Raw genomic sequence first — 24,382 nt, forward strand, 5'->3', positions numbered from 1 at the left:
GGTGGCGGACCTGCTGAGTCCGGCCGACGTGCGTCGGCTGGCCGACGAGTTGGGTGTGCGCCCGACCAAGACGCTGGGTCAGAACTTCGTCATCGACCCGAACACGGTGCGCCGCATCGTGCGGGTGGCCGGCGTCGGCCCGGCGGACACCGTGCTGGAGATCGGGCCGGGGCTGGGGTCATTGACCCTGGCCCTGTTGCCCGTGGTGGGCGCGGTCCGCGCGGTGGAGATCGACCCGGTGCTGGCCGCCGCGTTGCCCGGCACGGTCGCCGCGCACGCGCCCGAGCTGGCCGCCCGGTTGCACGTGCATGCCGCCGATGCATTGCGGCTGCGCGTCGAGGACCTACCGGCCGCGCCGACGGCACTGGTCGCGAATCTGCCCTACAACGTCGCGGTACCGGTGTTGTTGCATGCGTTGGAGATCTTCCCGTCGCTGCACACCGCGCTGGTCATGGTGCAGGCCGAGGTGGCCGAACGGTTGGCGGCGGCGCCCGGCAGTCGGATCTACGGGGTGCCCTCGGTCAAGGCCCGCTGGTACGGCGAGGTGAGCCGGGCGGGTGCGGTCGGCCGGGCGGTGTTCTGGCCGGTACCCCGGGTCGATTCCGGGCTGGTGCTGCTGCGCCGCCGACCCGCCCCGGACGCGGACCGGGCGGCGGTGTTCGCGGTGATCGACGCGGCGTTCGCGCAACGGCGCAAGACATTGCGGGCGGCGCTGGCCGGTTGGGCCGGCTCGGCGAGCGCCGCGGAGGAACGCTTGCGCGCGGCGGGGGTTGATCCCGCGGCCCGGGGGGAGTCGCTGGACATCGACGACTTCGTGCGGATCGCGGCCTGGGCGCCCCCTTCATAACGCATGACATCCGCAGAATGGCCCGGTCAGGCGTCCAGCCGCACGACAAGGCCACGTTGCGCATGTCATGCGCAGGCCGGGTGCCCTATAACCTGCCGCGGTGACTGGCATGGCGGGGGTGACCGTACGCGTCCCAGCGAAGGTCAACCTGCAGCTGTCCGTGGGCTTGCGGCGCCCCGACGGCTACCACGATCTGGCGAACGTGTTCCAGGCGATCTCCTTGCATGACGAGGTGACGGCCTGCCCCGCGGACGACCTCAGCGTGGCCATCGAGGGCGCGGCCAGCGCGACCGACGTCTCCGGGGTGCCCACCGACGACGGGAACCTCGCGGTGCGCGCCGCGGTCGCCCTGGCCGCGAAGGTGGGTGTCGAGCCCAGGGTGGCGCTGCGCATCCGCAAGGCGATCCCGGTGGCGGGTGGCATGGCCGGGGGCAGTGCCGATGCCGCGGCGGCGCTGCTGGCCTGCGACGCGTTGTGGGGCACCGCGTTGTCCCGTGCCGAGCTCGACGACCTCGCGGCCGGGTTGGGCGCGGACGTGCCGTTCGCGCTGCTCGGCAACACCGCGCTGGGCGTGGCACGGGGCGATCGACTGTCCGAGGTGCTGGGGCGCGGGGTGTTCCACTGGGTGCTCGCGGTGGACCCGGAAGGGTTGTCCACGGCCGCGGTCTACGCCGAGTGCGACCGGCTGCGGGCCGGTGCCGCGGTGCCCGACCCGGTCGCCGACCCGGCCCTGATGAGCGCGTTGCGGGCCGGGGACGCCGTGGCGCTGGGCCAGGCGTTGTCCAACGACCTGCAGCCCGCGGCGCTGTCGCTGCGCCCCGGGCTGGCCCGCACCCTGCAGGCCGGGCAGGAGTTGGGCGTACTCGGCGCGGTGGTCTCCGGCAGCGGCCCCACCTGCGCGTTCCTGGTTGCCGATGCGGAAGCCGCGTTGGACGTGGCGGTCGCGCTGAGCGCGCTGGGCGTGTGCCGCGACGTGCGGCGGGCCACCGGTCCGGTGCCGGGTGCGCGGGTGATCAGCGACTGATGTCCAACCTGGTCAACCTGGAGTCGGTCACCAAGGCCTACGGACTGACCGTGCTGCTCGACGCGGTGTCGCTGGGGCTGGCGGTCGGTGAGCGGATCGGTGTGGTCGGTCGCAACGGTGCGGGCAAGTCCACGCTGCTGCGGGTGGTCGCGCGCGGCGAGGAAGCCGACGCGGGACGCGTCACCCATGTCGGCGGCCTGCGGGTGGCCATGCTGTCCCAGACCGACGAACTGGACCCGACGTGGACGATCCGGCAGGCGGTGCTCGGCGATCGCGCCGAACATGACTGGGCGTCGGAGGTGAAGATCCGCGACGTACTCACCGGACTGTTCGGCGGACTCGAGGCGACCGGCTTCCCCGCGGGCCTGGACACCGCGATCGGACCGCTGTCCGGTGGCGAACGCCGACGGGTGGGGCTGGCCCGCGAGCTGATCGCCGATCCCGATCTGTTGATCCTCGACGAGCCCACCAACCACCTGGATGTGGAGGGCATTGACTGGCTGGCCGGCCATCTGGCGGCGCGGGCCGGTGCCCTGTTGGTGGTCACCCACGATCGGTGGTTCCTGGACGCGGTGTGCACCCGCACCTGGGAGGTCGCCGACGGCGCGGTGCACGCCTACGAGGGCGGCTACGCGGCCTACGTGCTGGCCAAGGCCGAGCGGGCCAGGATTGCCGCGGCCACCGAGACCCGCCGGCAGAACCTGATGCGCAAGGAGTTGGCCTGGCTGCGCCGCGGCCCGCCCGCGCGCACCAGCAAACCGCGCTTCCGCATCGACGCCGCCAACGCGTTGATCGCCGACGAACCGCCGGCGCGCAACAGCGTGGAGTTGGCCCGATTCGCCGCCGCCCGGCTCGGCCGCACCGTCTACGAACTCGAACAGGTCACCCTGCAGATGGGGGAGAAGACCCTGCTGAAGCGGGTCGACTGGGCGCTGGGTCCGGGTGACCGGGTCGGCTTGGTCGGGGTGAACGGCAGCGGCAAGACCTCGCTGTTGCGGCTGCTCACCGACGAGCTCGCCCCCGGCGCCGGCAAGGTGGTGCGCGGGCTGACCGTACGCCTGGCCTACCTGTCGCAGAACGTCGTTGAACTCGACCCGACCGACCGCGCGCTGGCGTCGGTGGAGCGGGTCGCAGGCACAGTGACGCTGGGTAAGAAGGACGTCTCCGCGTCGGACCTGATGGAGCGATTCGGCTTCGTCGGTGACCGGCAGTGGGCGCACATCGGCGACCTGTCCGGCGGGGAGCGGCGCCGGTTGGCCCTGCTGCGGCTGCTGATGACCGGACCGAATGTGCTGTTGCTCGACGAGCCCACCAACGACCTGGACATCGAGACGCTCACCCAGTTGGAGGACCTGCTCGATGCTTGGCCCGGCTCGCTGATCGTGGTCAGCCACGACCGGTACTTCCTGGAGCGCACCACCGACACTGTGGTCGCGTTGCTCGGCGACGGCCGCATCCGCATGCTGCCCGGCGGGGTGGACGAATATCTGACGCGTCGTCACGACGTGGCTGCGGCGCAAGCCCCGGCGCCGGCGCCCAAGGCGGTGCGGGCGTCGGTGTCCGGCGACGCCCGGGCGGCGCGCAAGGAACTGGTACGCATCGAACGGCGGCTGGACAAGATCACGTCGCTGGAGACCGACCTGCACGCTGAGCTCGCCGAGCATGCCTCCGACCACGTCAAGGTGGCCGCGTTGGACGCCGACCTGCGCGCCCTGCTGGACGAACGGACCGCACTGGAGGAGGAGTGGCTCACCCTCGCCGAGGCCGCCGAGTAACGCCGACACACACATCTTCGGGTCGCTGAGCAACGTATCGCGAGCCCCTGATGGGTTGCTACACGGCCCGAAGTTGGCGTGTTGCGGTCAGGGCGCGTTGTCGAAGGGCACGACCAGGTCGCGCAGCAGGCCGGCCAGCGATTCGCGCTGACGCTGCGTCAGACCGCTCAGCAGGCCCTGCTCACCCGCCAACAGGTCGGTGAACGCGGCATCCACCCGGTCCCGGCCGGCCTCGGTGAGTAACACCAGCACCCCGCGCCGGTCGTGCGGGTCGGGCTCGCGGCGCACCAGGCCGCGTGCGGTGAGCCGGTCGATGCGGTTGGTCATGGTGCCCGAGGTGACCAGCGTCTGGGTGAGCAACGCGCCGGGCGAGAGGCGGTAGGGCGATCCGGAGCGGCGCAGCGCGGAGAGCACGTCGAATTCCCACTGCTGCAGATCGTGCTCGGAGAAGGCGTCACGCCGGGCCCGGTCCAGGTGCCGGGCCAGCCGACTGATCCGGCTGAGCACCTCCAACGGGCTCACATCGAGGTCGGGTCGTTCCCGGCGCCACGCCGCGACCAGTCGGTCAACCTCATCCTGCATGCCTCGAGTGTAGTCGCCAAGATTCTTGACATCAAGATATAGTGCTCGCGGAGGTCAGCATGTGGGATCCGCAGGTCTACCTGGAGTTCGCCGACCATCGCACCCGACCGGCCCGCGACCTGTTGGCCGCCGTGGCGCTGTCCGATCCGGGCCGCATCGTCGACCTGGGCTGCGGCACCGGCACCTCCACCCGGTTGCTCGCCGCACGTTGGCCGGACGCGGACACTCTGGGCCTGGACTCCTCGCCGGAGATGATCGCCGCCGCCGAGGAAATCCCGGCCTCCGGCGCGCGGTACGGCCTGGCCAACATTGCGTCCTGGCGGCCCGAGCAGGCCTACGACCTGATCTTCACCAACGCCGCGCTGCAGTGGGTGCCCGGTCACCTGGACCTGCTGCCGGGCTGGCTGGCGGCGCTGCAACCGGGCGGGCGACTGGCCCTGCAGGTGCCCGCCAACTGGGATCAACCCGCGCACACGCTGCTGCGCGAACTGTGTACGGGTCCGGCCTGGCGGGACCGGCTGGACGGTGTGCTGCGCCACCACGAGATGCCCGGTCCGGCCGACTACCTGAATCGACTCGGTGGGCCCGGCGAGGTGCTCGACGTCTGGGAAATCACCTATCAACATCGGTTGACCGGCGCCAACCCGGTGCTGGAGTGGGTGCGCGGCACCGCGCTGCGCCCGGTGCTCACCGCGCTGGCCGACGACCCCGCGGCCGGGCACGCCTTCGAGGCCGAATACGCGGCCGCGCTGCGCGCCGCCTATCCGCCGGACCGGCACGGGTTGACCACCTGGCCGTTCCGGCGGCTGTTCGTGGTGGCGGGTCGCCCGGACTGAATCGCCACCCCCGGGCGAGTGTGAGACCGTTGTCCTGGCGTCCCCTTGCAGCGAGAGGCCGAACTGCCAATGAGCACGACTGTCGCGCCACCGTCGAAACAGGCGGTCTCGGCGACCATGGGCAACGAGACCAAGGGATGGCTCGAGCAGGCCACGCTGGCGCTGTTCATCATCGTCCCGCTACTGGCGGTCGCTGCCGCGGTGCCGGTGATGTGGGGCTGGGGTCTGACCTGGCGGGACGCGGTGATCGCCGGCGTCTGCTACCTGTTCACCGGCTTCGGCATCACGGTGGGCTATCACCGCTATTTCACCCACGGCGCGTTCCGCGCCCGCCGCGGCCTGAAGATCGCTCTGGGCATCATGGGCAGCCTGGCCGTCGAGGGTCCGCTGGTGCGCTGGGTTTCCGACCACCGCAAGCACCACCAGTTCTCCGACAAGGAGCAGGACCCGCACTCGCCGTGGGCGTACGGCAGCGGTCCGATCGGTCTGATCCGTGGGCTCTACCACGCGCACATCGGCTGGTTGTTCGACAGCGAGCAGACCCCGCAGCACAAGTACGCGCCGGACCTACTGGCCGACCGTGACGTGGTCAAGATCTCCCGGCACTTCCCGACCTGGGTCGCGCTGTCCACGCTGGTCCCGCCGGTGATCGGCGGCCTGTGGTCGTGGTCCTGGCAGGGCATCTTCACCGCGTTCTTCTGGGCGGTGCTGGTGCGCATCGCCGTGCTGCACCACGTCACCTGGTCGATCAACTCGATCTGTCACGTGGCCGGTTCCCGCCCGTTCCGCAGCCGGGACAAGTCCGGCAACGTGTGGTGGCTGGCCATCCCGTCGTTCGGTGAGTCCTGGCACAACCTGCACCACGCCGAGCCCACCTCGGCCCGGCACGGGGTGCTGCGCGGGCAGGTGGACACCTCCGCGATGTTGATCAAGATGTTCGAGAAATTCGGGTGGGCCAGCCACGTGCGCTGGCCCGACCCCAAGCGGTTGGCGGCCCGGCGCGCCCAGGGGCCCCCTGTCGAAACATGACCGCGCAGGACCAGGCGCGCGCGGTCCGGGTGCGGATGACCGGTCAGGAGCGTCGCGAGCAGCTTCTTGACGTGGGCCGTCGGCTGTTCGCCGAGCGGGGGTTCGAGGGTACCTCGGTGGAGGAGATCGCCTCGAAGGCAGGCGTTTCCAAGCCGGTGGTCTATGAGCACTTCGGCGGCAAGGAGGGCCTCTACGCGGTCGTCGTGGACCGGGAGACCCAGCAGCTACTGGACCGGATGACGAACTCGCTGACCAGCGGTCATCCCCGGGAGCTGCTGGAACAGGCCGCGATGGCGTTGTTGGAATACATCGAGAGCTCCAGTGACGGGTTCCGCATCCTGGTCCGCGACTCACCGGTCGCCCAGTCCACCGGCACCTTCGCCAGCCTGCTCTCCGACGTGGCCAGCCAGGTCGAGCACATCCTGGTCGAGCAGTTCGCCGCCCGCGGGTTCAGCCCGAAGCTGGCCCCGATGTACGCGCAGATGCTGGTCGGCATGGTCGCGCTGACCGGGCAGTGGTGGCTGGACGTCCGCAAGCCCAAGCGGACCGAGGTCGCCGCGCACCTGGTGAACCTCGCGTGGAACGGGTTGTCCGGGTTGGAGGCCAAGCCGGGGCTGATCACCGCGGGCAGCTGAACCGGGCGGGCACGGGGCGCATGTCATGCGCAGGGTGCTGATGCAGGTTGCGACGCGCGAGGCGTTCGCGCCGCCTCTCCCGTCACATGGCTTTCGAAACGCATGCTGGGCCTCGCGGGTAGGCCGCCGGGCTTCGCACTTGTCGAGCGCGGCGACCCAGTAACGTCGGGGGCGCTGATCCCGGGTCGTCTAATGGCAGGACAATCGGTTTTGGTCCGATTTATAGGGGTTCGAATCCTCTCCCGGGAGCGGTCTGCCGCCGCCCGAGTGGTAGCGAGGGCGCCAATGTCTCCGTGGGGGAGGAACCGATGAGCGTGACGGTGGTGGTGCTCGCCGCCGGTGAGGGCAAGCGCATGCGCTCGGCCCTGCCGAAGGTGCTGCACCCGATCGGCGGCCGGTCGCTGCTCGGGCACGCGCTGGCCGCGGCCGACGGAGTGGCGCCGGAGCGGGTGGTCGTGGTGGTCGGGCACGGGCGGGAGCAGGTCGTCGAACACCTGGCCGAGGTCGCCCCGGCCGCGCTGACCGCGGTTCAGGAGCAGCAGAACGGCACCGGGCACGCCGTGCGGGTGGCCCTGCAGGCCGCCGCACCGGACGTCACCGGCACCGTGTTGGTGGTGTGCGGGGACGTGCCGCTGCTGCGGACCGAGACGCTGGGTGACCTGCTGGCCGCGCACCGCGGCGGCGGCGCGGCGGTCACCGTGCTCACCGCGGTGGTGCCGGATCCGACCGGCTACGGACGCATCGTGCGCGACGACGACGGCGCGCTGGCCGCGATCGTGGAGCAGCGCGACGCCACGGTCTCCCAGCAGCTGATCGCCGAGATCAACTCCGGGGTCTACGCCTTCGACGCCCGGCTGCTGCGGGAGGCGCTGGGCAAGCTGTCCGCGGACAACAGCCAGGGCGAGGAGTACCTCACCGACGTGGTCGCCATCGCCCGCGCCGCCGGTGCGGTGGTGGCCACCTCGACCACCGCCGACCATCACGAGATCCTCGGCGTGAACGACCGGGTGCAGCTGGCCGAGTTGGGCCGCGCACTCAACGCCCGGGTGCTCGACGGACACATGCGCGCCGGGGTCACCGTCATCGACCCGGCCAGCACCTGGATCGATGTCGGCGTCACCCTGGAACCGGACGTGACGATCCGTCAGAACACTCAGCTGCACGGGGACACAGCGGTGGCTGTGGGTGCCGACATCGGCCCGAACAGCACGCTGACCGACACCGTGGTGGGCGCGGGTGCCACGGTGCTGGCCAGTCACACCACCGACGTGCAGATCGGACCGGGTGCCACGGTCGGCCCGTTCTCCTACCTGCGGCCGGGCACCCGCCTCGGGCCCCGGACCAAGGCCGGGGCCTTCGTGGAGATCAAGAACAGCACCGTCGGGGCGGGCTCGAAGGTGCCACACCTGAGCTACGTGGGCGACGGGGACATCGGCGAGGGGTCCAACATCGGTTGCGGGACCGTGTTCGTGAACTACGACGGGGTGGACAAGCATCGCACCGTGGTCGGTGACCACGTCCGGGTGGGCAGCGACACCATGTTGGTGGCGCCCGTTACGTTGGGTGCGGGCTCGTACACCGCGGCCGGATCCGTCATCATCAAGGACGTACCGCCCGGTGCGATGGCCGTGGCCCGTGGCACCCAGCGCAACGTCGAGAATTGGGTTATTCGCAAGCGTCCGGGGACCAAGGCGGCAGCGGCCGCCGAGGCCGCACAGCACGACGAGCAGGAGTAGACCGCATGACGGGCATTACCAGCATGGGGGAGCGCAAGCTACTCGTGATGGGCGGTCGTGCCTACCCGGAGTTAGCCCTGGAGATCGCGGAGAACCTCGGCATCGAGCTCACCCCGACCACCGCCTACGACTTCGCCAACGGCGAGATCTACGTGCGCTTCCAGGAATCGGTGCGCGGCGCGGACACCTTCGTGATCCAGTCCCACGCGCAGCCGATCAACCAGTGGATCATGGAGCAGCTGCTCATGGTCGACGCGCTCAAGCGCGCCTCGGCCAAGCGGATCACCGTGGTGGTGCCGTTCTACGGCTACTCACGGCAGGACAAGAAGCACAAGGGCCGCGAGCCGATCTCCTCCCGACTGCTCGCCGACCTGTTCCGCACCGCGGGTGCCGATCGGCTGATCTCCGTCGACCTGCACACCGCGCAGATCCAGGGCTTCTTCGACGGTCCGGTGGACCACTTGTTCGCGTTGCCGCTGCTCACCCGCTACGTCGGCAACCGGGTGGACCGCTCCCGGCTCACCGTGGTCTCCCCGGATGCCGGCCGGGTGCGGGTGGCCGACATGTGGACCGACCGGCTGGGCTGCCCGCTGGCCATCGTGCACAAGCGGCGCGACCCCAACGTGGCCAACCAGGTGAAGGTGCACGAGGTCGTCGGTGAGGTCGAGGGCCGGGTGTGCGTGCTGGTCGACGACATGATCGACACCGCGGGCACCATCAGCCAGGCCGCCGACGCGCTGTTCGAGCAGGGGGCCGCCGAGGTACTGGTGGCGGCCACCCACCCGATTCTGTCCGGGCCGGCCGTGGACCGGCTGAAGAACTCCCGGATCTCCGAGGTCGTGGTGACCAACACGCTCCCCATCGAGGAGGAGCGTCGGTTCGACAAGCTCACCGTGCTGTCCATTGCCCCGTTGATCGCCCGGGCGATCCGCGAGGTGTTCGACGACGGCTCGGTGACCAGCTTGTTCGACGGCCAGGGCTGAGCGGCGCCACCGGGATTCCGGCGGTGCCGCTCGCCGAGATCAGTGCTGCTGCTGCTGCGACTGCTGCCCGTCACGCAGGCGCTCGATACGGGCCCGCACCGAACGGACCAGCGCATCGCTGGGCTTGTCCTGCTGGATCGTCATCGACTGCACCTCCTGTGACGTGGCGGCGGCGCAGCCGGTGGATGCCTGGGCGACGATCACGTCGAGGAAGGTGCCGGGCAGGTCGATGAACAGCGCCCGCTGCACGATCGAGCTCCCGGTGACGACCTGCTGGTTCACGTAGACCGCGCCCAGGCCGAGCGGCAGCCTCACGGTCAGCGGCTTGCCGCCATCGAGAGAAATCGTCTGGCCGAGCACGCTGATTGCGGAGAGCACCGACAGGCCGGCCGACTGCGAGGCCGTGCACGCGGTGTTGGCCACCGTCCCGGTGACCGCCTTGATACCCGTGGCCTGGATGAGGTCCAGCCCGAGCAGGTTCACGTCCACGGACGCAACGGTGGCCGCCGCGGTTTCCCGCACCAAGCCCCCTCCGTTGGTCAGGGTGGTGACGCCCTGCAGCGCTTGCAGGCTGATGCCGCCGAGCAATAGCGACACGTTCTTGTCGACGATCGCCTGGTTGTCGGCGGCGCACGGCTTCTGCTGCGGATTGGCGTCGCCGACGGTCGTGCCCGCGATGGACACGGCCACACCGCGGCAGGAGGTGCTCCCCGTTGCGGCGGTCGCGGCACCGGCCGGCGCGGCGAGACTGGTCGACAGCGCCAGGGCGGACAGGGCCAGGGTGGCAGCGAGCGGCTTGCCGAATTGGTTCATCACGAAGGTCCCCCTCGGGAGAAGTCTCCGGTGGGGTGTCCACCGGAGGGCCGTCAGAGTGATGGCCCCAAGGGGGTAGATCTGTGGATGAGCTGGACATTCACCCGAACGGCGGACAGGACGGACCCGGCCACAGTTGGCGAAGCGGTGGGAAGCGGCGGTTCCGGTCGGGAGAATTGCAGCCGTCGGCCCGTGCGAAACGCCCGGCCGGTGGGCACACGATCGCCTGCGCCCGGCCGGGCGTTCCTCACTGTCTCCCCCGGTCTACTCCACGGCCAGGGCCGCGCGGGTGCGCAGCCGGTGGGCCAACTCGTCCAGGTAGTCGGCGAGGTCCGCGACTGCGTCCTCCATCTCCCGACGACGCTGCTCGTGCTCGGCGGCCAGTTCGGCGCCCAGCCGGGCCGCGGTGCTGCGGGCCGCGGCGAGCATGTCCGCCGCGGTGCGCGCGGCGTCCTCGAGGATGCGCCCGGCCTCGTGCTCGACGATCTCCTTCACCGCGGGGGTGGTGCGCGGCCGGGTGGTGGTCTTCGGCGCAGTCGGCTTTGCGGTGGTGGTCTTGGGCGCGGCGGCCTTGGTGGTCGCGGCGCGCGGTTTGCGCGGGGCGCGCGGCTTGGGCTCGGCGACCGGTGCGGTGCTCTCCACCGCGGGCACGGGACGGACGGCCGGCACGAAGCCGGGCGGCAGGGCGAAGTTCAGGTCGGTGGGGCGCGGCGAGGTCATGGGGCAGGTCCTCCCGGAATCGAGTACGCGAGCTGGTGCCCTCACTCTGCGGTGTCCGGGACATATGGGACAGATGTGATTACTGATAACTAGTGGGACAGAAGGGAATCTTGATCATTCGCTGGACCGGGGTTGGGCCGACGCGGGCAGCGTCCACCGGTCGGATAGGCTGCCACGGTTGCCCGGCGAGGGAGGGGAAGCCCTCCGTCATCGACGGAGCGCGTCGGTCCTCCGCGCGCACTCTGCCCGCGTCGAGCCGCCCGACCTGACCGCACCACCGTCCGCGCAATTTTGAAGGAGCACCCCCGTGTCCGAGGTCCGCATCAAGGCGGAGGCCCGCACCGAGTTCGGCAAGGGTGCCGCCCGTCGCATCCGTCGCGACCACCAGGTGCCGGCGGTGCTGTACGGGCACGGTCTGGCCCCGCGCCACATCTCGCTGCCCGGGCACGAGCTGATGCTTGCGCTGAAGACCGCGAACGTGCTGCTCACCCTCGGCTTCGCCGACGGTAGCGAGGAATTGGCGCTGCCCAAGGATATTCAGCGCGACCCGGTGCGCGGCGTGCTGGAACACGTCGACCTGCTCATGGTGCGCCGCGGCGAGAAGGTCAAGGTCGATGTCCCGCTGCACGTGGTGGGCCACGCCGCGCCCGACACGATCGTGGTCTCCGAGCTGACCACGCTCGAGGTGCTGGCCGAGGCGACCAACATCCCGGCGTTCTTCGAGGTGAACATCGAGGGCCGCCCGGCCGGCTCGCAGATCCTGGCCAAGGAGATCGAGTTGCCCACCGGCGTCGAGCTGGTCACCGACGCCGAGCACCTCGTCGTCAATGTCACGTTGCCGCAGAGTGAGGCCGCGCTGGAGGCCGAGCTCGCCGACGCCGAGGCCGAACTGGGCATCGAGCGCGACGAGCCGGAGCCGGAGGCGGTGTCGGTGACCGTCGAGACCGCCGACGCCGCCGAGGAGGCCGCCCCGGCCGAGTCCGCCGAGTAGCCCTGCATGGACGATGAGCGCTGGCTCGTCGTCGGATTGGGAAATCCGGGGCCCCAGTACCTCGCGAACCGGCACAACATCGGGTTCCTGGTACTCGACGTCCTTGCCGAGCGCACGGGGTCGTCGTTCAAGGGACACAAGGCGCGTGCCGAGGTAGCCGAGACCCGGTTCGGTGGGCCCGGCGGGCCACGGGTGGTGCTCGCCCGGCCGCGGTCCTACATGAACGAGTCCGGTGGCCCGGTCGCCGGGTTGGTGCAGTACTACGACGTCCCGGCCGAGCGCTTGCTGGTCGTCCACGACGAACTGGACCTTCCGTTCGCCGCGCTGCGGCTCAAGCTCGGCGGCGGCGACAACGGGCACAACGGGCTGAGGTCTCTGCGTCGCTCGTTGGGCACCGGGGAGTTCCATCGGGTGCGCTTCGGGGTGGGTCGTCCGCCGGGTCGGATGGACGCGGCCGCGTTCGTGTTGCGCGACTTCAACGCCGCCGAGCGCAAGGATCTGGACCTGGAGATCGACCGGGCCGCGGATGCGGTTCAGATGTTGGTGACCGACGGGCTGGAGAAGGCGCAGAACGCCTTCAATTCTTGACTCGACGGGGCGTCACTCCTGGTGCCGGTGCCGTTGGCCCGAGCGCACTCAGTCGTCGAACGTCGCCAGCAGGATCCGGGCCACGCCGGTGGCCAGGTCGGCACCGAACAGCACTGGATCCGATCGGAACTCGTCGCGCAGCCGGACGGTGGCGTCGCGGGTGCCGTCCCGCAGCACGCCCACCACCACGCGCAGTTCGGCGCGGTCGGGATGGTCGGCCGCGAACCGCTGCGCCGCCGCGCGGTCGTCCGGCAGTTCGGCCTGCGTGGAGGACGGCAGCGTTAGCAACTCGAGCACCAGCGCGCACCCGGCGACCTCGTCGTCCCACATGATTTGACCCAACGCGTCATCGAGTCCTTCGCCGGCGTCGAACGGGGTCTCGCGGGCAGTCCACGGCGTCGCATGTGGGTCTACCTCGGCCACGCCCAGCCGACGCGCGGCCGCCGGGGCATCGCGTTGCAGGTCCGCGATGGCGAACAGCGCGAACAGTCGCGGTGGTTGGTCCCAGCCCTCGGTGGCCACTTGTTCGCCGAGCTCTACCAGGAACGTGTGCAGCGCGGGGTCCACCCGGTCACGATAGGGGCCGACCGGGCGGGTTGGGCCGGCGTTTCGCTACTAATTCCCGGGCTGCTCGCGCACCATGGAAGCCGGTTCCCGGCGATGCCGAACCGATGTAACAAGGGCTTCATCCGGGCGCAGGGCTGCGGCACAGCAGATCTGCCAGGCTGGCCCGCGCGACGGCCGGCGAGGGAGGTGGCAGGTGGCTCGGGATGCCTGCGCACTGATCGACGAGCAGGACCTGCCCGAGGTCGACCGGATCCGCTACACCACCATCCACGGTTACCAGCGGGCCTACCTCATGGCCGGCAGCGGGCCGGCGATCCTGCTGATCCACGGCATCGGCGACAACGCCGACACCTGGCGCGGGATCATCTCCGAGCTGGCGCAGGACCATTTGGTGATTGCTCCGGACCTGCTGGGTCACGGCCGCTCCGACCGTCCGCGCGCGGACTACTCGATCCCGGCCTACGCCTGCGGCGTGCGGGATCTGTTGTCGGTGCTGAACATCGACCGGGTCACCGTGGTCGGCCACTCCCTCGGCGGCGGCGTGGCCATGCAGTTCGCCTACCAGTTCCCGGAGCGCTGTGAGCGCATCGTGCTGGTGAGCACCGGCGGCGGCGGCCGCCAGACCACGCCACTGCTGCAGTTGATCGCCATCCCCGGCGCCGGGGTGATGCTGCCGCTCATGCGGCTGCCCGGCATCCGGCAGACCGGGACCACGTCGCTGCGCCTGCTGCGCCTGCTGGGCACCAACATCGGCCAAGACGCCGAGGACATGATCAAGCTCTTCGATGCCTGGCCGGACCGGACCTCGCGCAGCGCCTTCGTGCGCTCGCTACGGGCGGTGGTGGACCGGCAGGGGCAGGTGGTGACCCTGTTGGACCGGTGTTATCTGGCCAAGGGCATGCCAACGTTGCTCATCTGGGGCGAACGGGACGCGGTGATCCCGGTTGCGCACGCACAGGTGGTGCACGAAGCGATGCCGGGCAGCCGGTTGGAGATTTTCCAAGCGGCCGCGCACTTCCCGCACCACAGCGACCCGGAGCGTTTCCTGGCGGTGCTGCGGGACTTCCTGGCCTCCACCCAACCCGCGGAGTACTCCGCCGCGCAGTGGCGTGCGCTGTTGCGGGCCGGCCGGGACGGTGAGCAGGACGCGGCGTTGCAGACCGAGCTGGCGATGGACGACGCGGTGCCGTTCGGCGCCTGACGCTGCGTCAGTTCGCAATTCGGGCAGGGCAATAGGCGCAGGCCGGACATGTCCGCGAGGCCTTGCCCAATCCTTGCGCAAGGCCGGGTTCGCCTTGGGCGCCAGGACAAGATGCATTCCTACTCTCCCCGACATGCCCAATGCACGTCACGCTGCGCCACGTCGTTCTGTGCCGGCGCCCCCAGTGGTACGCGGTCGACACCGGGCCGGCCCGGCCCGGCAGCTCGGCCGCGGCTCGGTGGTGGCCGGAGCCGCCGCGTTGTCATTGGCCGCGGCGGGCGGGTTGGCCTCGGCGAGCACCGGCGTGCTGCCCGAACTCACCCCCGCTGCCGAGCCGACCTCCACCGGCACCGTCGCGCCGGTCGCCTCGGCGGACGCGCCGGCGGCGTCCCGCAGCGAGCAACGCGCCCCGCTGATCGTGCCGGCGGTGCTCGAGCAGGCCGCGGCCGAGCAGTCCGCGCGGGCGCTGGCCCGCGACATCCTGGCCGAGCGCACCTCGGCGATCGAGCACGCGGCGGCCGCCGCGGCGCGGGCCAAGTTGACCGCGCTGCACCGGGCCTGCGACTTCGTGCCCGCCGAGCAACGCCACCCCGAGCACAACGCCACTCAATTGGAGAACGTGCGCACCATCGTCGAGGTCGCCCAGCAGATGAACCTGCCGCCGCGCGCGGCGGTGATCGCGGTGGCCACCGCCCAGCAGGAATCCGAGCTGATCAACATGCGCGGGGGAGACCGCGACTCGGTGGGCCTTTTCCAGCAGCGCCCGTCGATGGGCTGGGGCAGCTACGGCGAGGTGCACGACCCGGAGTACGCCGCCAAGCAGTTCTACGACGCGCTGATTGCGATCCCCGGCTGGCAACACCTGCCGCTGACAGTGGCGGCGCAGAAGGTGCAGCAGTCCGCGTTCGGCTGGGCCTACGCCCGCTGGGAGGCCAGTGCCGCCCAGTTGGTCTCGCAGGTAACCGACCTGCCCACCGACCAGCTCAACTGCACCCCCCGCTGATCAGCCCACCCGCTCCCGTCCACTCATGGCGCGTCGGGCTATCCGCAGGTCCGGATAGCCCCACGCGCCGGGAGAGGGTGGAAAGCTCAGGGCCGAGGGCAAAGCGGGCAAAACGGGCAAAACGCCCAAACGATCTACGACACGCGGGCTGCGACACGCGTGAATTGTCCGATTTGTCCCATTCCGCCGGCGCCGTCGGGCCGTCGCTCCGGCGACGTAGGGTGGATGTGCACCCCGCACCGAATCCGGATGCGGGGCGTTCGCGTTGCCCGGAGGTGATCTCCGGGCTCGGTCGACGGGGGAGTTGCGGTGTCCGTGCCCGGCCTGCTGGATGTGGTGGCCGATGACCCGGTGCTGGCCACCGCGCTGGAGCGCGCGCGGGCCGGTGATCTGCCCACTCGGGACCTGATCGCCCCGCCCGGGCTGCGTCCCCTGGTGATTGCTGCGCTGGCCGCGCGGGGCGGTCGCACCGTGCTCGCGGTGACCGCGACCGGCCGGGAGGCCGAGGATCTCGCCGCCGGGCTGGGATCGTTGCTGCCGGCCGAGCGGGTCGCGGTGTTCCCGTCCTGGGAGACCTTGCCGCACGAGCGACTGTCCCCGCGGGCGGACACCGTCGGGCGACGGCTGGCCGTGCTGCGTCGGCTCACCCGGCCCGTCGCCGACGACCCGGCCGCGGGACCGCTGGACGTCGTGGTCTGCCCGGTGCGCAGCCTGGTGCAGCCGATGGTGCCCGGTCTGGGCGCGCTGGAACCGGTGAGCCTGCGGGTGGGCGACGAGGTGGAACTCGACGTGGTCGTCGAGGCGCTGGCCGCCGCCGCGTACGCACGGGTGGACATGGTCGAGCGGCGCGGCGAGTTCGCGGTGCGCGGCGGCATTGTCGATGTGTTCCCGCCCACCGAGGAACACCCGTTGCGGGTGGAGTTCTTCGGCGACGAGGTGGAGGAGATCCGCCCGTTCCGGGTCGCCGACCAGCGCCGCCTGGCGAGCGGCGAGCCGGACGCCGCCCGCTCGTTGCTGTGGGCGCCGCCGTGCCGGGAACTGCTGCTGACCAAGGAGGTGCGCGACCGCGCCGCCGCACTGCGTAACGCGCACCCGGAACTGGACGAGATGCTCGGCAAGATCTCCGAGGGCGTCGCGGTGGAGGGCATGGAGGCGCTGGCCCCGGCCCTGGTGGACGGCATGGAGTTGCTCGTCGACCAACTGCCCGCGGGCACGCTGGTGGTCAGTGTCGACCCCGAACGCGTGCGGGCTCGCGCCGCGGATCTGGTGCGCACCAGCCAGGAGTTCCTGGAGGCCTCCTGGTCCGGTGCCGCGGTCGGCGGGGTGGCGCCCATCGATCTGGGGGCGGCGGCCCTGCGCGACCTGACCGAGGTCCGCGAACGCATTCGCGCGATCGGCCTGCCCTGGTGGTCGGTGGCGCCGTTCGCGTCCGCGGAGGATGAAACTGACGCCACCTCAGACGAGGCGACGCTCTCTGCGCAGGCCCCGGAGGCCTACCGCGGGGAGACCGATCGGGCGCTGGGCGACATCCGTACCTGGCTGGAGCAGCAGTGGTCGGTGGTGCTGGTGCTCGGCGGGCACGGTACCGCGGAGCGCGTCGGGGAACTGCTCGCCGCCGCGGACCTGCCCGCCCGCCAGGTCGAGGACCTGCTCACCGCCCCGGAGCGCGGCGTCGCATTGATCACCTGCGCGGAGTTGTCCAACGGGTTCCTGCTACCCGCGCAGCGCACCGTGGTGCTCACCGAGACCGACCTGACCAATCGGGTTGCGGGCTCGGCGAAGGACCGCGGCAGGTTGCCGAGTCGGCGCAAGGCGGTGGTCGACCCGCTTTCGCTGCGTCCCGGTGACTACGTGGTGCACGAGCAGCACGGCGTCGGCAAGTACGTGGAGATGACCAGCCGCACCGTGGCCGGGGCCACCCGCGAGTACCTGGTGCTGGAGTACGCCGCGTCCAAGCGCGGGCAACCCGGCGACCGGTTGTACGTGCCGACCGACGCGCTGGAGCAGATCACCCGCTACGTCGGCGGGGAGTCCCCGACGTTGCACCGGCTCGGCGGCGCGGACTGGCAGAAGGCCAAGGGCCGGGCGAAGAAGGCGGTCAAGCAGATCGCCGGCGAACTGATCCGGCTCTACGCCGCGCGCACCTCCGCGCCCGGCCACGCGTTCGCCCCGGATACCCCGTGGCAGCACGAGTTGGAGGACGCGTTCGGTTACGTCGAGACACCGGACCAGGCCGCGGCCATCGACGAGGTCAAGGCCGACATGGAGAAGCCCTATCCGATGGACCGCGTCATCTGCGGCGACGTCGGCTACGGCAAGACCGAGATCGCGGTCCGGGCGGCGTTCAAGGCCGTGCAGGACGGCAAGCAGGTGGCCGTGCTGGTGCCCACCACGCTGCTCGCCCAGCAGCACTACGCGACGTTCTCCGAGCGGTACAGCCCGTTCCCGGTCACGGTGAAGGTGCTGTCCCGGTTCAACACGGCGACCGAGGCCGAGGCGGTGCTGACCGGTCTGGCCGACGGCTCGGTGGACGTGGTGATCGGCACCCACCGGCTGCTCTCGACGACTACGAAGTTCAAGGACCTCGGGCTGATGATCGTCGATGAGGAGCAGCGCTTCGGCGTGGAGCACAAGGAGGCGCTCAAGCACCTACGCGCCCACGTCGACGTACTGACCATGTCGGCCACGCCGATTCCCCGCACGTTGGAGATGTCCATCACCGGCATCCGGGAGATGTCCACCATCGCCACCCCGCCGGAGGAACGCCACCCGGTGCTGACCTTTGTCGGAGCCTTCGCGGACAAGCAGATCCAGGCCGCGATCCGGCGCGAGTTACTGCGCGACGGCCAGGTGTTCTACGTGCACAACCGGGTGGAATCCATCGACAGGGCTGCTCGTCGGCTGTCCGAACTGGTGCCCGAGGCGCGCATTGCGGTGGCCCACGGGCAGATGAACGAGCACACCCTGGAAGAGGTGATCGTCGGGTTCTGGGAGCGGCGCTACGACGTGTTGGTGTGCACCACGATTGTGGAGACCGGCCTGGACATCTCCAATGCCAACACGTTGGTCGTGGAGCGGGCCGACGTGCTCGGCCTGGCCCAGCTGCACCAGTTGCGCGGCCGGGTCGGGCGATCGCGAGAACGCGGCTATGCCTACTTCTTCTACCCCGCGGAGAAGCCGCTGACCGAGACCGCGCACGAGCGGCTGGCGACCATCGCCCAGCACACCGAACTGGGCGCGGGCATGTACGTGGCGATGAAGGACCTGGAGATCCGCGGCGCGGGCAACCTGCTCGGCGGTGAGCAGTCCGGGCACATCGAGGGTGTCGGCTTCGACCTGTACGTGCGGATGGTCGGCGAGGCGGTGGCCGAGTACAAGGCCGGCCCGGACGCCGCGCCGCCGCCCGCGGAGGTGCGGGTGGAACTGCCGGTGGACGCGCACATCCCGCACGAGTGGCTGGCCACCGAGCGACTGCGGCTGGAGGCCTACCGCCGCATCGCCGGCATCGGCTCCACCCCCGACGCCGCATCGGGGGCGGCCGACGCCGAGGCGGAGATCGCGGCGGTGCGCGCCGAGCTCACCGACCGCTACGGCGCGCTGCCCGAACCGGTGGAGAACCTGCTGGCGGTGGCCCGCTTCCGTGCGCACCTGCGCGGCTTTGGGTTGGAGGAGGTCACTCTCGCCGGAGGGAACATCCGGTTCTCTCCGGTTGACCTGCGCGAATCTCAGCAGTTGCGGCTGCTGCGGCTCTACCCGCGCACGGTGGTCAAGGCGGCCACCCGTACGATCCTGGTGCCCAGGCCGACCACGGCCCGGGTGGGTGGCACGCCGCTGATCGGCCTGCCGCTGTTGGACTGGGCCCGCGAACTCATCGACGCGGTGCTGGGCGGTTAGCGCGGGAGGCGGACGTGCGCGAGCGCAGCGAGCGAACAATTCAGCGCAGCCGCTGGAAGCTGGCGCTCGCGGTGGCCACGGTGGCCGGGCTGTCGGCCTGCGGTCCGTCGCAACTGGGCGCCGCTGCCGTGGTGAACAGCCAGCGGATCACGGTCTCCGATGTCCAGGGGCGGCTCAAGGCGGTGCAGGCACTGCAGGACCGTTACGGCGTCGAGCACGCGGACCCGTCGGTCGCCGCGCGAAACGAGGTGCAGCGGTGGGTGGTGGCTCTGGTCTTCGAGCGTGCGGCGCGTGACCTGGGCATCAACATTACCGACGGCGAGGTGTCCAACGCGATCGACGCGGAGACCAAGCTTGTGGGTGGCCCCGAACAGTTCCGGGCGGCCCTGGCCCAGGCAGACCTGTCCGAGAACGACGTCAACGACGTGTTCCGGCAGCAGGTGATCAACAGCAAGATCGGTTCGGCGGTCCTCGGCCAGGCCGGCACGAAACTGACGCAGGATCAGGTCGACGCGAAGGTACACGACACCCTGGTGGCCACCGCCAAACGGCTGCACATCCGGATCAACCCGCGTTACGGCACGTTCGACGGGAACATGGGCCAGATCTCGCCGCCGGCACCCGACTTCCTGCGCCCGACGGGGTGAGTTCACCTCTGCCCGGCGCGCGGCTGCTGGACCTGGTGGACGTGATGGACCGGCTGCGTTCGCCGGGCGGGTGCCCGTGGGACGCCGAGCAAACGCACGCCTCACTGCTGCAGTACCTGATCGAGGAGACCTACGAGACGGTCGAGGCGGTGGAGACCGGCGACCGGAACCACCTCGTGGAGGAACTCGGGGACCTGCTGCTGCAGGTGGTGTTCCACGCCCGTATCGGGCAGGAGCGTGCTGCTGATCCGTTCGACATCGACGATGTCGCCGCGGGCATCGTCACCAAGTTGCGCAACCGGCACCCGCACGTCTTCGGGAACGTGACGGTGGCCGACATGGAGGCGTTGGAGACCAATTGGGAGGCGGCCAAGGCCGCGGAGAAGGGCCGTGCCTCGGCCATGGACGGCATTCCGCCGGGCCTGCCCGCGCTGGCCCTGGCCGCCAAGACGCAATCCCGCGCGGCCCGGTTGGCGGTGGGTCTGGGCGTCCCTCCCGCCCCGCTGGATGCCCACGAGGACCTGGGCGATGCGCTGTTCGCGCTGGTGGCAACCGCGCGGGCGCGGGGGCTGGACCCGGAGGCCGAACTGCGCGCCGCCACCCGCCGCTACGCCGCCGCCGTCCGTGCGGCGGAGGGGGAGCCCCCGACTACGGTGTGACGGTGTCAATCGTTCACAGAGTGACGGTGTCAATGGTTCACAGGGTGACGGTGTCCATGGTTCACAGAGTGAAACGTGTGCGAGCTTGCGGTGTCCGCACGGTTTCGATGTTGTCCGACGGTATCGTGGCCGGATTCTCGAACCCGGACGTTTCTCAGAGGTGAGCATGGGCTCCAAGCCGACCCCTTCGGCGGTCAGCAGCGCCAAGGCGGTCGTCCGCCGGGGCGTGCGGCGGGCCAAACGGGAGGCCGGGACCCAACTGCGTCGACGCGGCTGGCAGCCGGTCAACGAGAAGTCGGCCGGGCCGGTGACCGGCGTGGTCGAGGAGTTCACCCGACGCGCGGTGACCGGCTGGGTGATGGTCCCCGCCGGGCAGGCCGGCGTGCGGGTCACCCTGCACCTGCAGGACGTTCAGGTTGCCGCCACCTGGGCGGGCGACGCGGTGGAGCGGTCGGGCCCGCAGGAGATCCGCGGGTTCCGCTTCGTGCTGCGTGACGTGTGGAACTTCGCCCGTGCCGAGCACCGGCTCACCGTGCGGGTGGACGGGACCCCGCTGCCGATCACGGGCGTCGGCATGCACATGCATCCGGAGGAGGACGGCGCCCGGGCACTGGGCACGTTGCGCAAGAAGCTCGAGACCGGTCACGTCTTCTCCCGGACCGGGCGGCTGCAGCTGTCGAAGTCGATCGACGAGGAGTGGCAGCGCGAGGTCCTCGGCTTCTACGAAGGCCTGCGCAAGGTCGTCAAGGACGCCTTGGGCCACGACCTTTTCGTGATGTACGGCAGCCTGCTCGGCGCTGTGCGCGAGGGCGGCTTCATTGGCCACGACGACGACTTCGACGCCGCGGTGATCGTGGACGCGACCACCGGCCCGGAGGCCATCGAGGCGCTGAAGAAGCTGGCGTTCACCCTGATCGACGCGGGCTACGACGTCGAGGGGCGACGCAGCGCAGTGCACGTGCACCACCGGGACAACCCGGCCATCCGGATCGACATCTTCCATCTGTACTTCGACGCCACCGGCGTGCTCGCGTTCGCCTTCGGGGTGGCGGGTTCCACCGACGTGCGCAAAGAGCAGTGGCAGGGCGTGGTGGAGACCCGGTTCGGTCCGGGCTCGGTGCTGGTGCCGGTCAATGGCGAGGCGATGGTGGAGGCCATCTACGGGAGCGGCTGGCGCATCCCAACGCCGGGCTTCAGCTGGGACAAGGATCGCACCAAGCGCGAGCGCTCGGCGATCGTCCCGCTGGACGACGTCGAGGAGATCTACTGGGCGAACTTCTACGCCCGTACCGAGTACACCTCGGGGTCCACGTTCTTCGACCTCGTCAACGCGCGGGAGGAGATGACCGAGCACGTCATCGACATCGGCTGCGGTGACGGTCGCGACTCTTACGCCTTCGGCCTGGCCGGGCGCAACGTGACCGGATTGGACCGTTCGCACATCGGGGTGCGGCACGCGGACAAGAAGGCCCACGACATGGGCATGGGCGACCGGGTGCGGTTCGCGGCCTGCGACGTGGGCGAGGCGGAAAATCTGCGCGGGGTGCTGACCGAGGCGGTCGGCCGCGCCGGCGACGCCCCGATCCTGTTCTACGCGCGGTTCTTCCTGCACTCGATCCCCGAGGACGTGCAGCAGACGCTGATGGCCACCATCCATCAGGTGGTCCGGCCGGGGGATCTGTTCGCCGCGGAGTTCCGGACCAACGCTGATGCCGCGCTGATGAAGGTGCACACCAAGCACTACCGCCGCTTCCAGGACGGCCCGGCGTTCGGCGTCGCGCTGGGTGAGAAGTACGGCTTCGAGGTGAACTACGAGCTGGAGAGCCAGGGCTTGTCCCCGTACAAGGACGAGGACCCGGTGCTCTACCGGGTGGTCGCGCGGCGCCGATGAGCGAGCGGTTCACCGCGGTTGCCCGCGAGACGCTCGATGACTATTTGGCCACCCACCCGATCACCGCGACCGGACTGGGTGAGCACCGCCACGACCACCGGCTGGGGGACAGCGGTCCGGCCGCGCGGGAGGCCGAGGCGGACCGGTGGCAACGGCGGATCGCCGAACTCGACGCGGTGGACACCGATACGCTGGACGCGGCCGACCAGGTGGATCACGCAATCCTGCGGCACCGGCTGAGCGCCCACTGCTTCGAGTTGTCCGCGCTGCGCGAGTACGAGTGGAATCCCCTGCTGGCCAACCCCGGCACCGCAATCCACCTGCTGCTGGCCCGGGAGTTCGCCCCGCTGCCCGACCGCCTGCGGGCGATCGGCGGCCGGCTCGCGCAGATCCCGGCCGCGCTGGCCACCGCCCGCGCGGACCTCGGCGACATGCCCGAGGTGCACGTGCAGACCGCGATCGGCCAGTTCACCGGGACCCGCACGCTGCTGGCCACCGAGGTGGACCGGGCGCTGGGCCAATTGACGGACGGCGCTGCGGACGCGCTGCGTGCCGAGGTGGAACCCGCGCTGGACGCGGCGAGCGCGGCGCTGGACGAGCACATCGGGTGGCTGCGGGAACGCCTGGACGATGCGCACGGCGACCCGCGACTGGGTCCGGAGCTGTTCGGCAAACGGCTACAACTGACCCTGGACACCGACGACTCCGCGGAGTTGGTGCTGTACCGGGCGAACGACGAACTGGCCCGGATCAGCGAGGAGATCGCCGAGGTGGCCAGCCGGATCGCCGGTGCCCCGCCGCACCCCGGTCAGGTACGGGAGGTGCTCGACCGGTTGGCCGCGGACGCGCCCGATGACGAGTCCATCGTGAACCTAGCGGCCGTCACGCTGGATGAGACCAGGGCGTTCGTGCTCGAGCACGACCTGGTCACCGACTTCGACGACCCGGTGCAGATCGTGGTGATGCCGGAGATCCACCGGGGCGTCGCGGTGGCCTACTGCGACCCGCCGGGCCCGCTGGAGACCGCGCCGTTACCCACCTTCTACGCGATCTCGCCGACCCCGGCGGATTGGGATTCCGAACGGCGTACCTCGTTCTTCCGCGAGTACAACGTGCACATGGTGCGCAACCTGACCATCCACGAGGCGATGCCCGGCCACGTGCTGCAGCTCGCACACGACCGGCGACAGCCGCCGGGCAGCGGGGTGCGCTCGGCGTTCTGGTCGGGGCCGTTCGTCGAGGGTTGGGCCGTGTTCGCCGAGGAACTGATGACCCGTCATGGGTTCGGCGGGGACGCGGTGAAGATGCAGCAACTGAAAATGCAGCTGCGGATGACCATCAACGCCATCCTCGACGTGCGGGTGCACACCCGGGGCATGTCCCGGGACGAGGCGATGAAGCTGATGGTCGAGCGCGGGCACCAGGAGGAGGGCGAGGCGGTCGGCAAGTGGCGCCGCTCGCTGCTCACCTCCACCCAGCTGTCCACATACTTCGTGGGTTACATCGGGGTGCGCGACCTGGTCGCCGACGTGACCAAGGCGCACCCTGAGTTGTCCACCCGGCAGGTGCACGACCGGGTGCTGTCGCAGGGCTCGCCGCCACCACGGCACCTGCGCCGCCTGCTCGGCGTCTGAGCTGCGCGCTCCCTCGCCCCTTCCCCGAGGGTCGGGTCCGAGCGTGCTCTCCGCTCATTCATGAGCGCAGGGAGCTCTCTCATACGTGGGGCGTCATCCAGAGGGGTTTGAGGGCGGGGAATTTGACGCCCCACGTATGACAGTGCCCAGACGGAGGGATTCCGTCGTCGGCCCGGCGTCGGCAGCTCATTCATGAGCGGAGGGAGCTCTGTCATACGTGGGGCGTCATTTTTGGGGCCGAAAAGGGCCGCGAAGTGACGCCTCGGGTATGACAGTGGCCACGGGGAGGGAACAACGTCGTCCCATCGTTCTCAACTGTCGCGCGCC

At 70.4% G+C, this 24,382-nt stretch carries 21 protein-coding genes and 1 tRNA gene; 18 read left to right on the top strand and 4 right to left on the bottom strand.

Translation table 11 applies throughout. The features are described from left to right. The first annotated feature begins 1 nt into the window (after window position 1). From rsmA to VGJ14_17780, 3 genes are all read left to right on the top strand, one after another. Window positions 2-847, top strand: coding sequence for a 16S rRNA (adenine(1518)-N(6)/adenine(1519)-N(6))-dimethyltransferase RsmA (gene rsmA, locus VGJ14_17770; protein HEY2834277.1), 846 nt, complete (start codon window positions 2-4; stop codon window positions 845-847). 109 nt (window positions 848-956) lie between these two features. Further along, the gene (locus VGJ14_17775; GenBank protein HEY2834278.1) at window positions 957-1,871 is read left to right on the top strand and encodes a 4-(cytidine 5'-diphospho)-2-C-methyl-D-erythritol kinase; all 915 of its coding nucleotides are present in this window, start codon (window positions 957-959) and stop codon (window positions 1,869-1,871) included. After that, a complete protein-coding gene (locus VGJ14_17780; protein ID HEY2834279.1) occupies window positions 1,871-3,646 on the top strand; it encodes an ABC-F family ATP-binding cassette domain-containing protein in 1,776 nt (591 codons plus the stop codon). Before VGJ14_17775 ends, VGJ14_17780 begins: the two co-directional genes overlap by 1 nt. 87 nt (window positions 3,647-3,733) lie before the next feature. Here VGJ14_17780 and VGJ14_17785 read toward each other — a convergent pair whose 3' ends face one another. Further along, the gene (locus VGJ14_17785) at window positions 3,734-4,228 is read right to left on the bottom strand and encodes a MarR family transcriptional regulator (GenBank protein HEY2834280.1); all 495 of its coding nucleotides are present in this window, start codon (window positions 4,226-4,228) and stop codon (window positions 3,734-3,736) included. Window positions 4,229-4,287: 59 nt separating this feature from the next. Between VGJ14_17785 and VGJ14_17790 the strand changes: the two genes are divergently transcribed. The 6 genes from VGJ14_17790 to VGJ14_17815 all read left to right on the top strand — a co-directional run bounded on the left by VGJ14_17790 (window position 4,288) and on the right by VGJ14_17815 (window position 9,447). Further along, a complete protein-coding gene (locus VGJ14_17790) occupies window positions 4,288-5,064 on the top strand; it encodes a methyltransferase domain-containing protein (protein HEY2834281.1) in 777 nt (258 codons plus the stop codon). A gap of 69 nt (window positions 5,065-5,133) precedes the next feature. Further along, on the top strand, window positions 5,134-6,093 hold the full coding sequence (locus tag VGJ14_17795) for an acyl-CoA desaturase (protein HEY2834282.1): 960 nt from the start codon (window positions 5,134-5,136) through the stop codon (window positions 6,091-6,093). After that, window positions 6,090-6,728, top strand: a complete 639-nt coding sequence (locus VGJ14_17800; GenBank protein ID HEY2834283.1) for a TetR/AcrR family transcriptional regulator — start codon at window positions 6,090-6,092, stop codon at window positions 6,726-6,728. The genes VGJ14_17795 and VGJ14_17800 overlap by 4 nt, the downstream gene beginning before the upstream one ends. A 178-nt stretch (window positions 6,729-6,906) precedes the next feature. Beyond that, window positions 6,907-6,977 (top strand) — tRNA-Gln (locus tag VGJ14_17805). Between the two features lie 59 nt (window positions 6,978-7,036). After that, on the top strand, window positions 7,037-8,464 hold the full coding sequence (gene glmU / locus VGJ14_17810) for a bifunctional UDP-N-acetylglucosamine diphosphorylase/glucosamine-1-phosphate N-acetyltransferase GlmU (GenBank protein ID HEY2834284.1): 1,428 nt from the start codon (window positions 7,037-7,039) through the stop codon (window positions 8,462-8,464). A 5-nt stretch (window positions 8,465-8,469) separates the two neighbouring features. Continuing rightward, the gene (locus VGJ14_17815; protein ID HEY2834285.1) at window positions 8,470-9,447 is read left to right on the top strand and encodes a ribose-phosphate diphosphokinase; all 978 of its coding nucleotides are present in this window, start codon (window positions 8,470-8,472) and stop codon (window positions 9,445-9,447) included. A 39-nt stretch (window positions 9,448-9,486) separates the two neighbouring features. On the opposite strand, the gene VGJ14_17820 is transcribed toward VGJ14_17815, so the two are convergent. Both VGJ14_17820 and VGJ14_17825 read right to left on the bottom strand, forming a co-directional pair. After that, complete coding sequence (locus VGJ14_17820; protein HEY2834286.1) at window positions 9,487-10,263, bottom strand: hypothetical protein; 777 nt, start codon at window positions 10,261-10,263, stop codon at window positions 9,487-9,489. 261 nt (window positions 10,264-10,524) lie between these two features. Beyond that, window positions 10,525-10,980, bottom strand: a complete 456-nt coding sequence (locus VGJ14_17825; protein HEY2834287.1) for a hypothetical protein — start codon at window positions 10,978-10,980, stop codon at window positions 10,525-10,527. Window positions 10,981-11,287: 307 nt separating this feature from the next. Between VGJ14_17825 and VGJ14_17830 the strand changes: the two genes are divergently transcribed. Then, window positions 11,288-11,971, top strand: coding sequence for a 50S ribosomal protein L25/general stress protein Ctc (locus VGJ14_17830; protein HEY2834288.1), 684 nt, complete (start codon window positions 11,288-11,290; stop codon window positions 11,969-11,971). 6 nt (window positions 11,972-11,977) lie between these two features. Further along, the gene (gene pth / locus VGJ14_17835; protein HEY2834289.1) at window positions 11,978-12,559 is read left to right on the top strand and encodes an aminoacyl-tRNA hydrolase; all 582 of its coding nucleotides are present in this window, start codon (window positions 11,978-11,980) and stop codon (window positions 12,557-12,559) included. Window positions 12,560-12,607: 48 nt separating this feature from the next. Here the strand turns inward: pth and VGJ14_17840 are convergent, their stop codons facing one another. Next, entirely contained in the window at window positions 12,608-13,126 is a 519-nt protein-coding gene (locus VGJ14_17840) for a PPA1309 family protein (GenBank protein ID HEY2834290.1), read from the bottom strand. A gap of 193 nt (window positions 13,127-13,319) precedes the next feature. Here VGJ14_17840 and VGJ14_17845 point away from each other — a divergent pair, with 193 nt between their 5' ends. The 7 genes from VGJ14_17845 (at window position 13,320) to VGJ14_17875 (ending at window position 24,055) form a co-directional block, all read left to right on the top strand. Next, window positions 13,320-14,327 carry an alpha/beta hydrolase gene (locus VGJ14_17845; GenBank protein ID HEY2834291.1) on the top strand — a complete coding sequence of 336 codons (1,008 nt, stop codon included), beginning with the start codon at window positions 13,320-13,322 and terminating at the stop codon, window positions 14,325-14,327. A 133-nt stretch (window positions 14,328-14,460) separates the two neighbouring features. After that, complete coding sequence (locus VGJ14_17850) at window positions 14,461-15,330, top strand: hypothetical protein (protein ID HEY2834292.1); 870 nt, start codon at window positions 14,461-14,463, stop codon at window positions 15,328-15,330. Between the two features lie 309 nt (window positions 15,331-15,639). Beyond that, on the top strand, window positions 15,640-19,224 hold the full coding sequence (mfd, locus tag VGJ14_17855; protein ID HEY2834293.1) for a transcription-repair coupling factor: 3,585 nt from the start codon (window positions 15,640-15,642) through the stop codon (window positions 19,222-19,224). Between the two features lie 14 nt (window positions 19,225-19,238). Further along, the gene (locus tag VGJ14_17860) at window positions 19,239-19,871 is read left to right on the top strand and encodes a SurA N-terminal domain-containing protein (GenBank protein ID HEY2834294.1); all 633 of its coding nucleotides are present in this window, start codon (window positions 19,239-19,241) and stop codon (window positions 19,869-19,871) included. Beyond that, window positions 19,868-20,530 carry a MazG family protein gene (locus VGJ14_17865; GenBank protein HEY2834295.1) on the top strand — a complete coding sequence of 221 codons (663 nt, stop codon included), beginning with the start codon at window positions 19,868-19,870 and terminating at the stop codon, window positions 20,528-20,530. Before VGJ14_17860 ends, VGJ14_17865 begins: the two co-directional genes overlap by 4 nt. A 166-nt stretch (window positions 20,531-20,696) precedes the next feature. Further along, window positions 20,697-22,421, top strand: coding sequence for a methyltransferase domain-containing protein (locus VGJ14_17870; protein HEY2834296.1), 1,725 nt, complete (start codon window positions 20,697-20,699; stop codon window positions 22,419-22,421). Beyond that, entirely contained in the window at window positions 22,418-24,055 is a 1,638-nt protein-coding gene (locus VGJ14_17875; GenBank protein HEY2834297.1) for a DUF885 domain-containing protein, read from the top strand. The genes VGJ14_17870 and VGJ14_17875 overlap by 4 nt, the downstream gene beginning before the upstream one ends. The last annotated feature ends 327 nt before the right edge of the window (window positions 24,056-24,382 follow it).

This window comes from Sporichthyaceae bacterium (genome assembly GCA_036493475.1).
Classification (GTDB): Bacteria; Actinomycetota; Actinomycetes; order Sporichthyales; family Sporichthyaceae; genus DASQPJ01.

Excerpts from the sequence above, each read along its gene's own strand:
- VGJ14_17870 (HEY2834296.1), top strand. The coding sequence starts at position 20,697 with ATGGGCTCCAAGCCGACCCCTTCGGCGGTCAGCAGCGCCAAGGCGGTC.
- pth (HEY2834289.1), top strand. The coding sequence starts at position 11,978 with ATGGACGATGAGCGCTGGCTCGTCGTCGGATTGGGAAATCCGGGGCCC.
- VGJ14_17850 (HEY2834292.1), top strand. The coding sequence starts at position 14,461 with ATGCCCAATGCACGTCACGCTGCGCCACGTCGTTCTGTGCCGGCGCCC.
- VGJ14_17785 (HEY2834280.1), bottom strand. The coding sequence starts at position 4,228 with ATGCAGGATGAGGTTGACCGACTGGTCGCGGCGTGGCGCCGGGAACGA.
- VGJ14_17780 (HEY2834279.1), top strand. The coding sequence starts at position 1,871 with ATGTCCAACCTGGTCAACCTGGAGTCGGTCACCAAGGCCTACGGACTG.
- VGJ14_17775 (HEY2834278.1), top strand. The coding sequence starts at position 957 with ATGGCGGGGGTGACCGTACGCGTCCCAGCGAAGGTCAACCTGCAGCTG.
- VGJ14_17815 (HEY2834285.1), top strand. The coding sequence starts at position 8,470 with ATGACGGGCATTACCAGCATGGGGGAGCGCAAGCTACTCGTGATGGGC.
- VGJ14_17800 (HEY2834283.1), top strand. The coding sequence starts at position 6,090 with ATGACCGCGCAGGACCAGGCGCGCGCGGTCCGGGTGCGGATGACCGGT.
- VGJ14_17875 (HEY2834297.1), top strand. The coding sequence starts at position 22,418 with ATGAGCGAGCGGTTCACCGCGGTTGCCCGCGAGACGCTCGATGACTAT.
- VGJ14_17795 (HEY2834282.1), top strand. The coding sequence starts at position 5,134 with ATGAGCACGACTGTCGCGCCACCGTCGAAACAGGCGGTCTCGGCGACC.
- VGJ14_17825 (HEY2834287.1), bottom strand. The coding sequence starts at position 10,980 with ATGACCTCGCCGCGCCCCACCGACCTGAACTTCGCCCTGCCGCCCGGC.
- VGJ14_17790 (HEY2834281.1), top strand. The coding sequence starts at position 4,288 with ATGTGGGATCCGCAGGTCTACCTGGAGTTCGCCGACCATCGCACCCGA.
- glmU (HEY2834284.1), top strand. The coding sequence starts at position 7,037 with ATGAGCGTGACGGTGGTGGTGCTCGCCGCCGGTGAGGGCAAGCGCATG.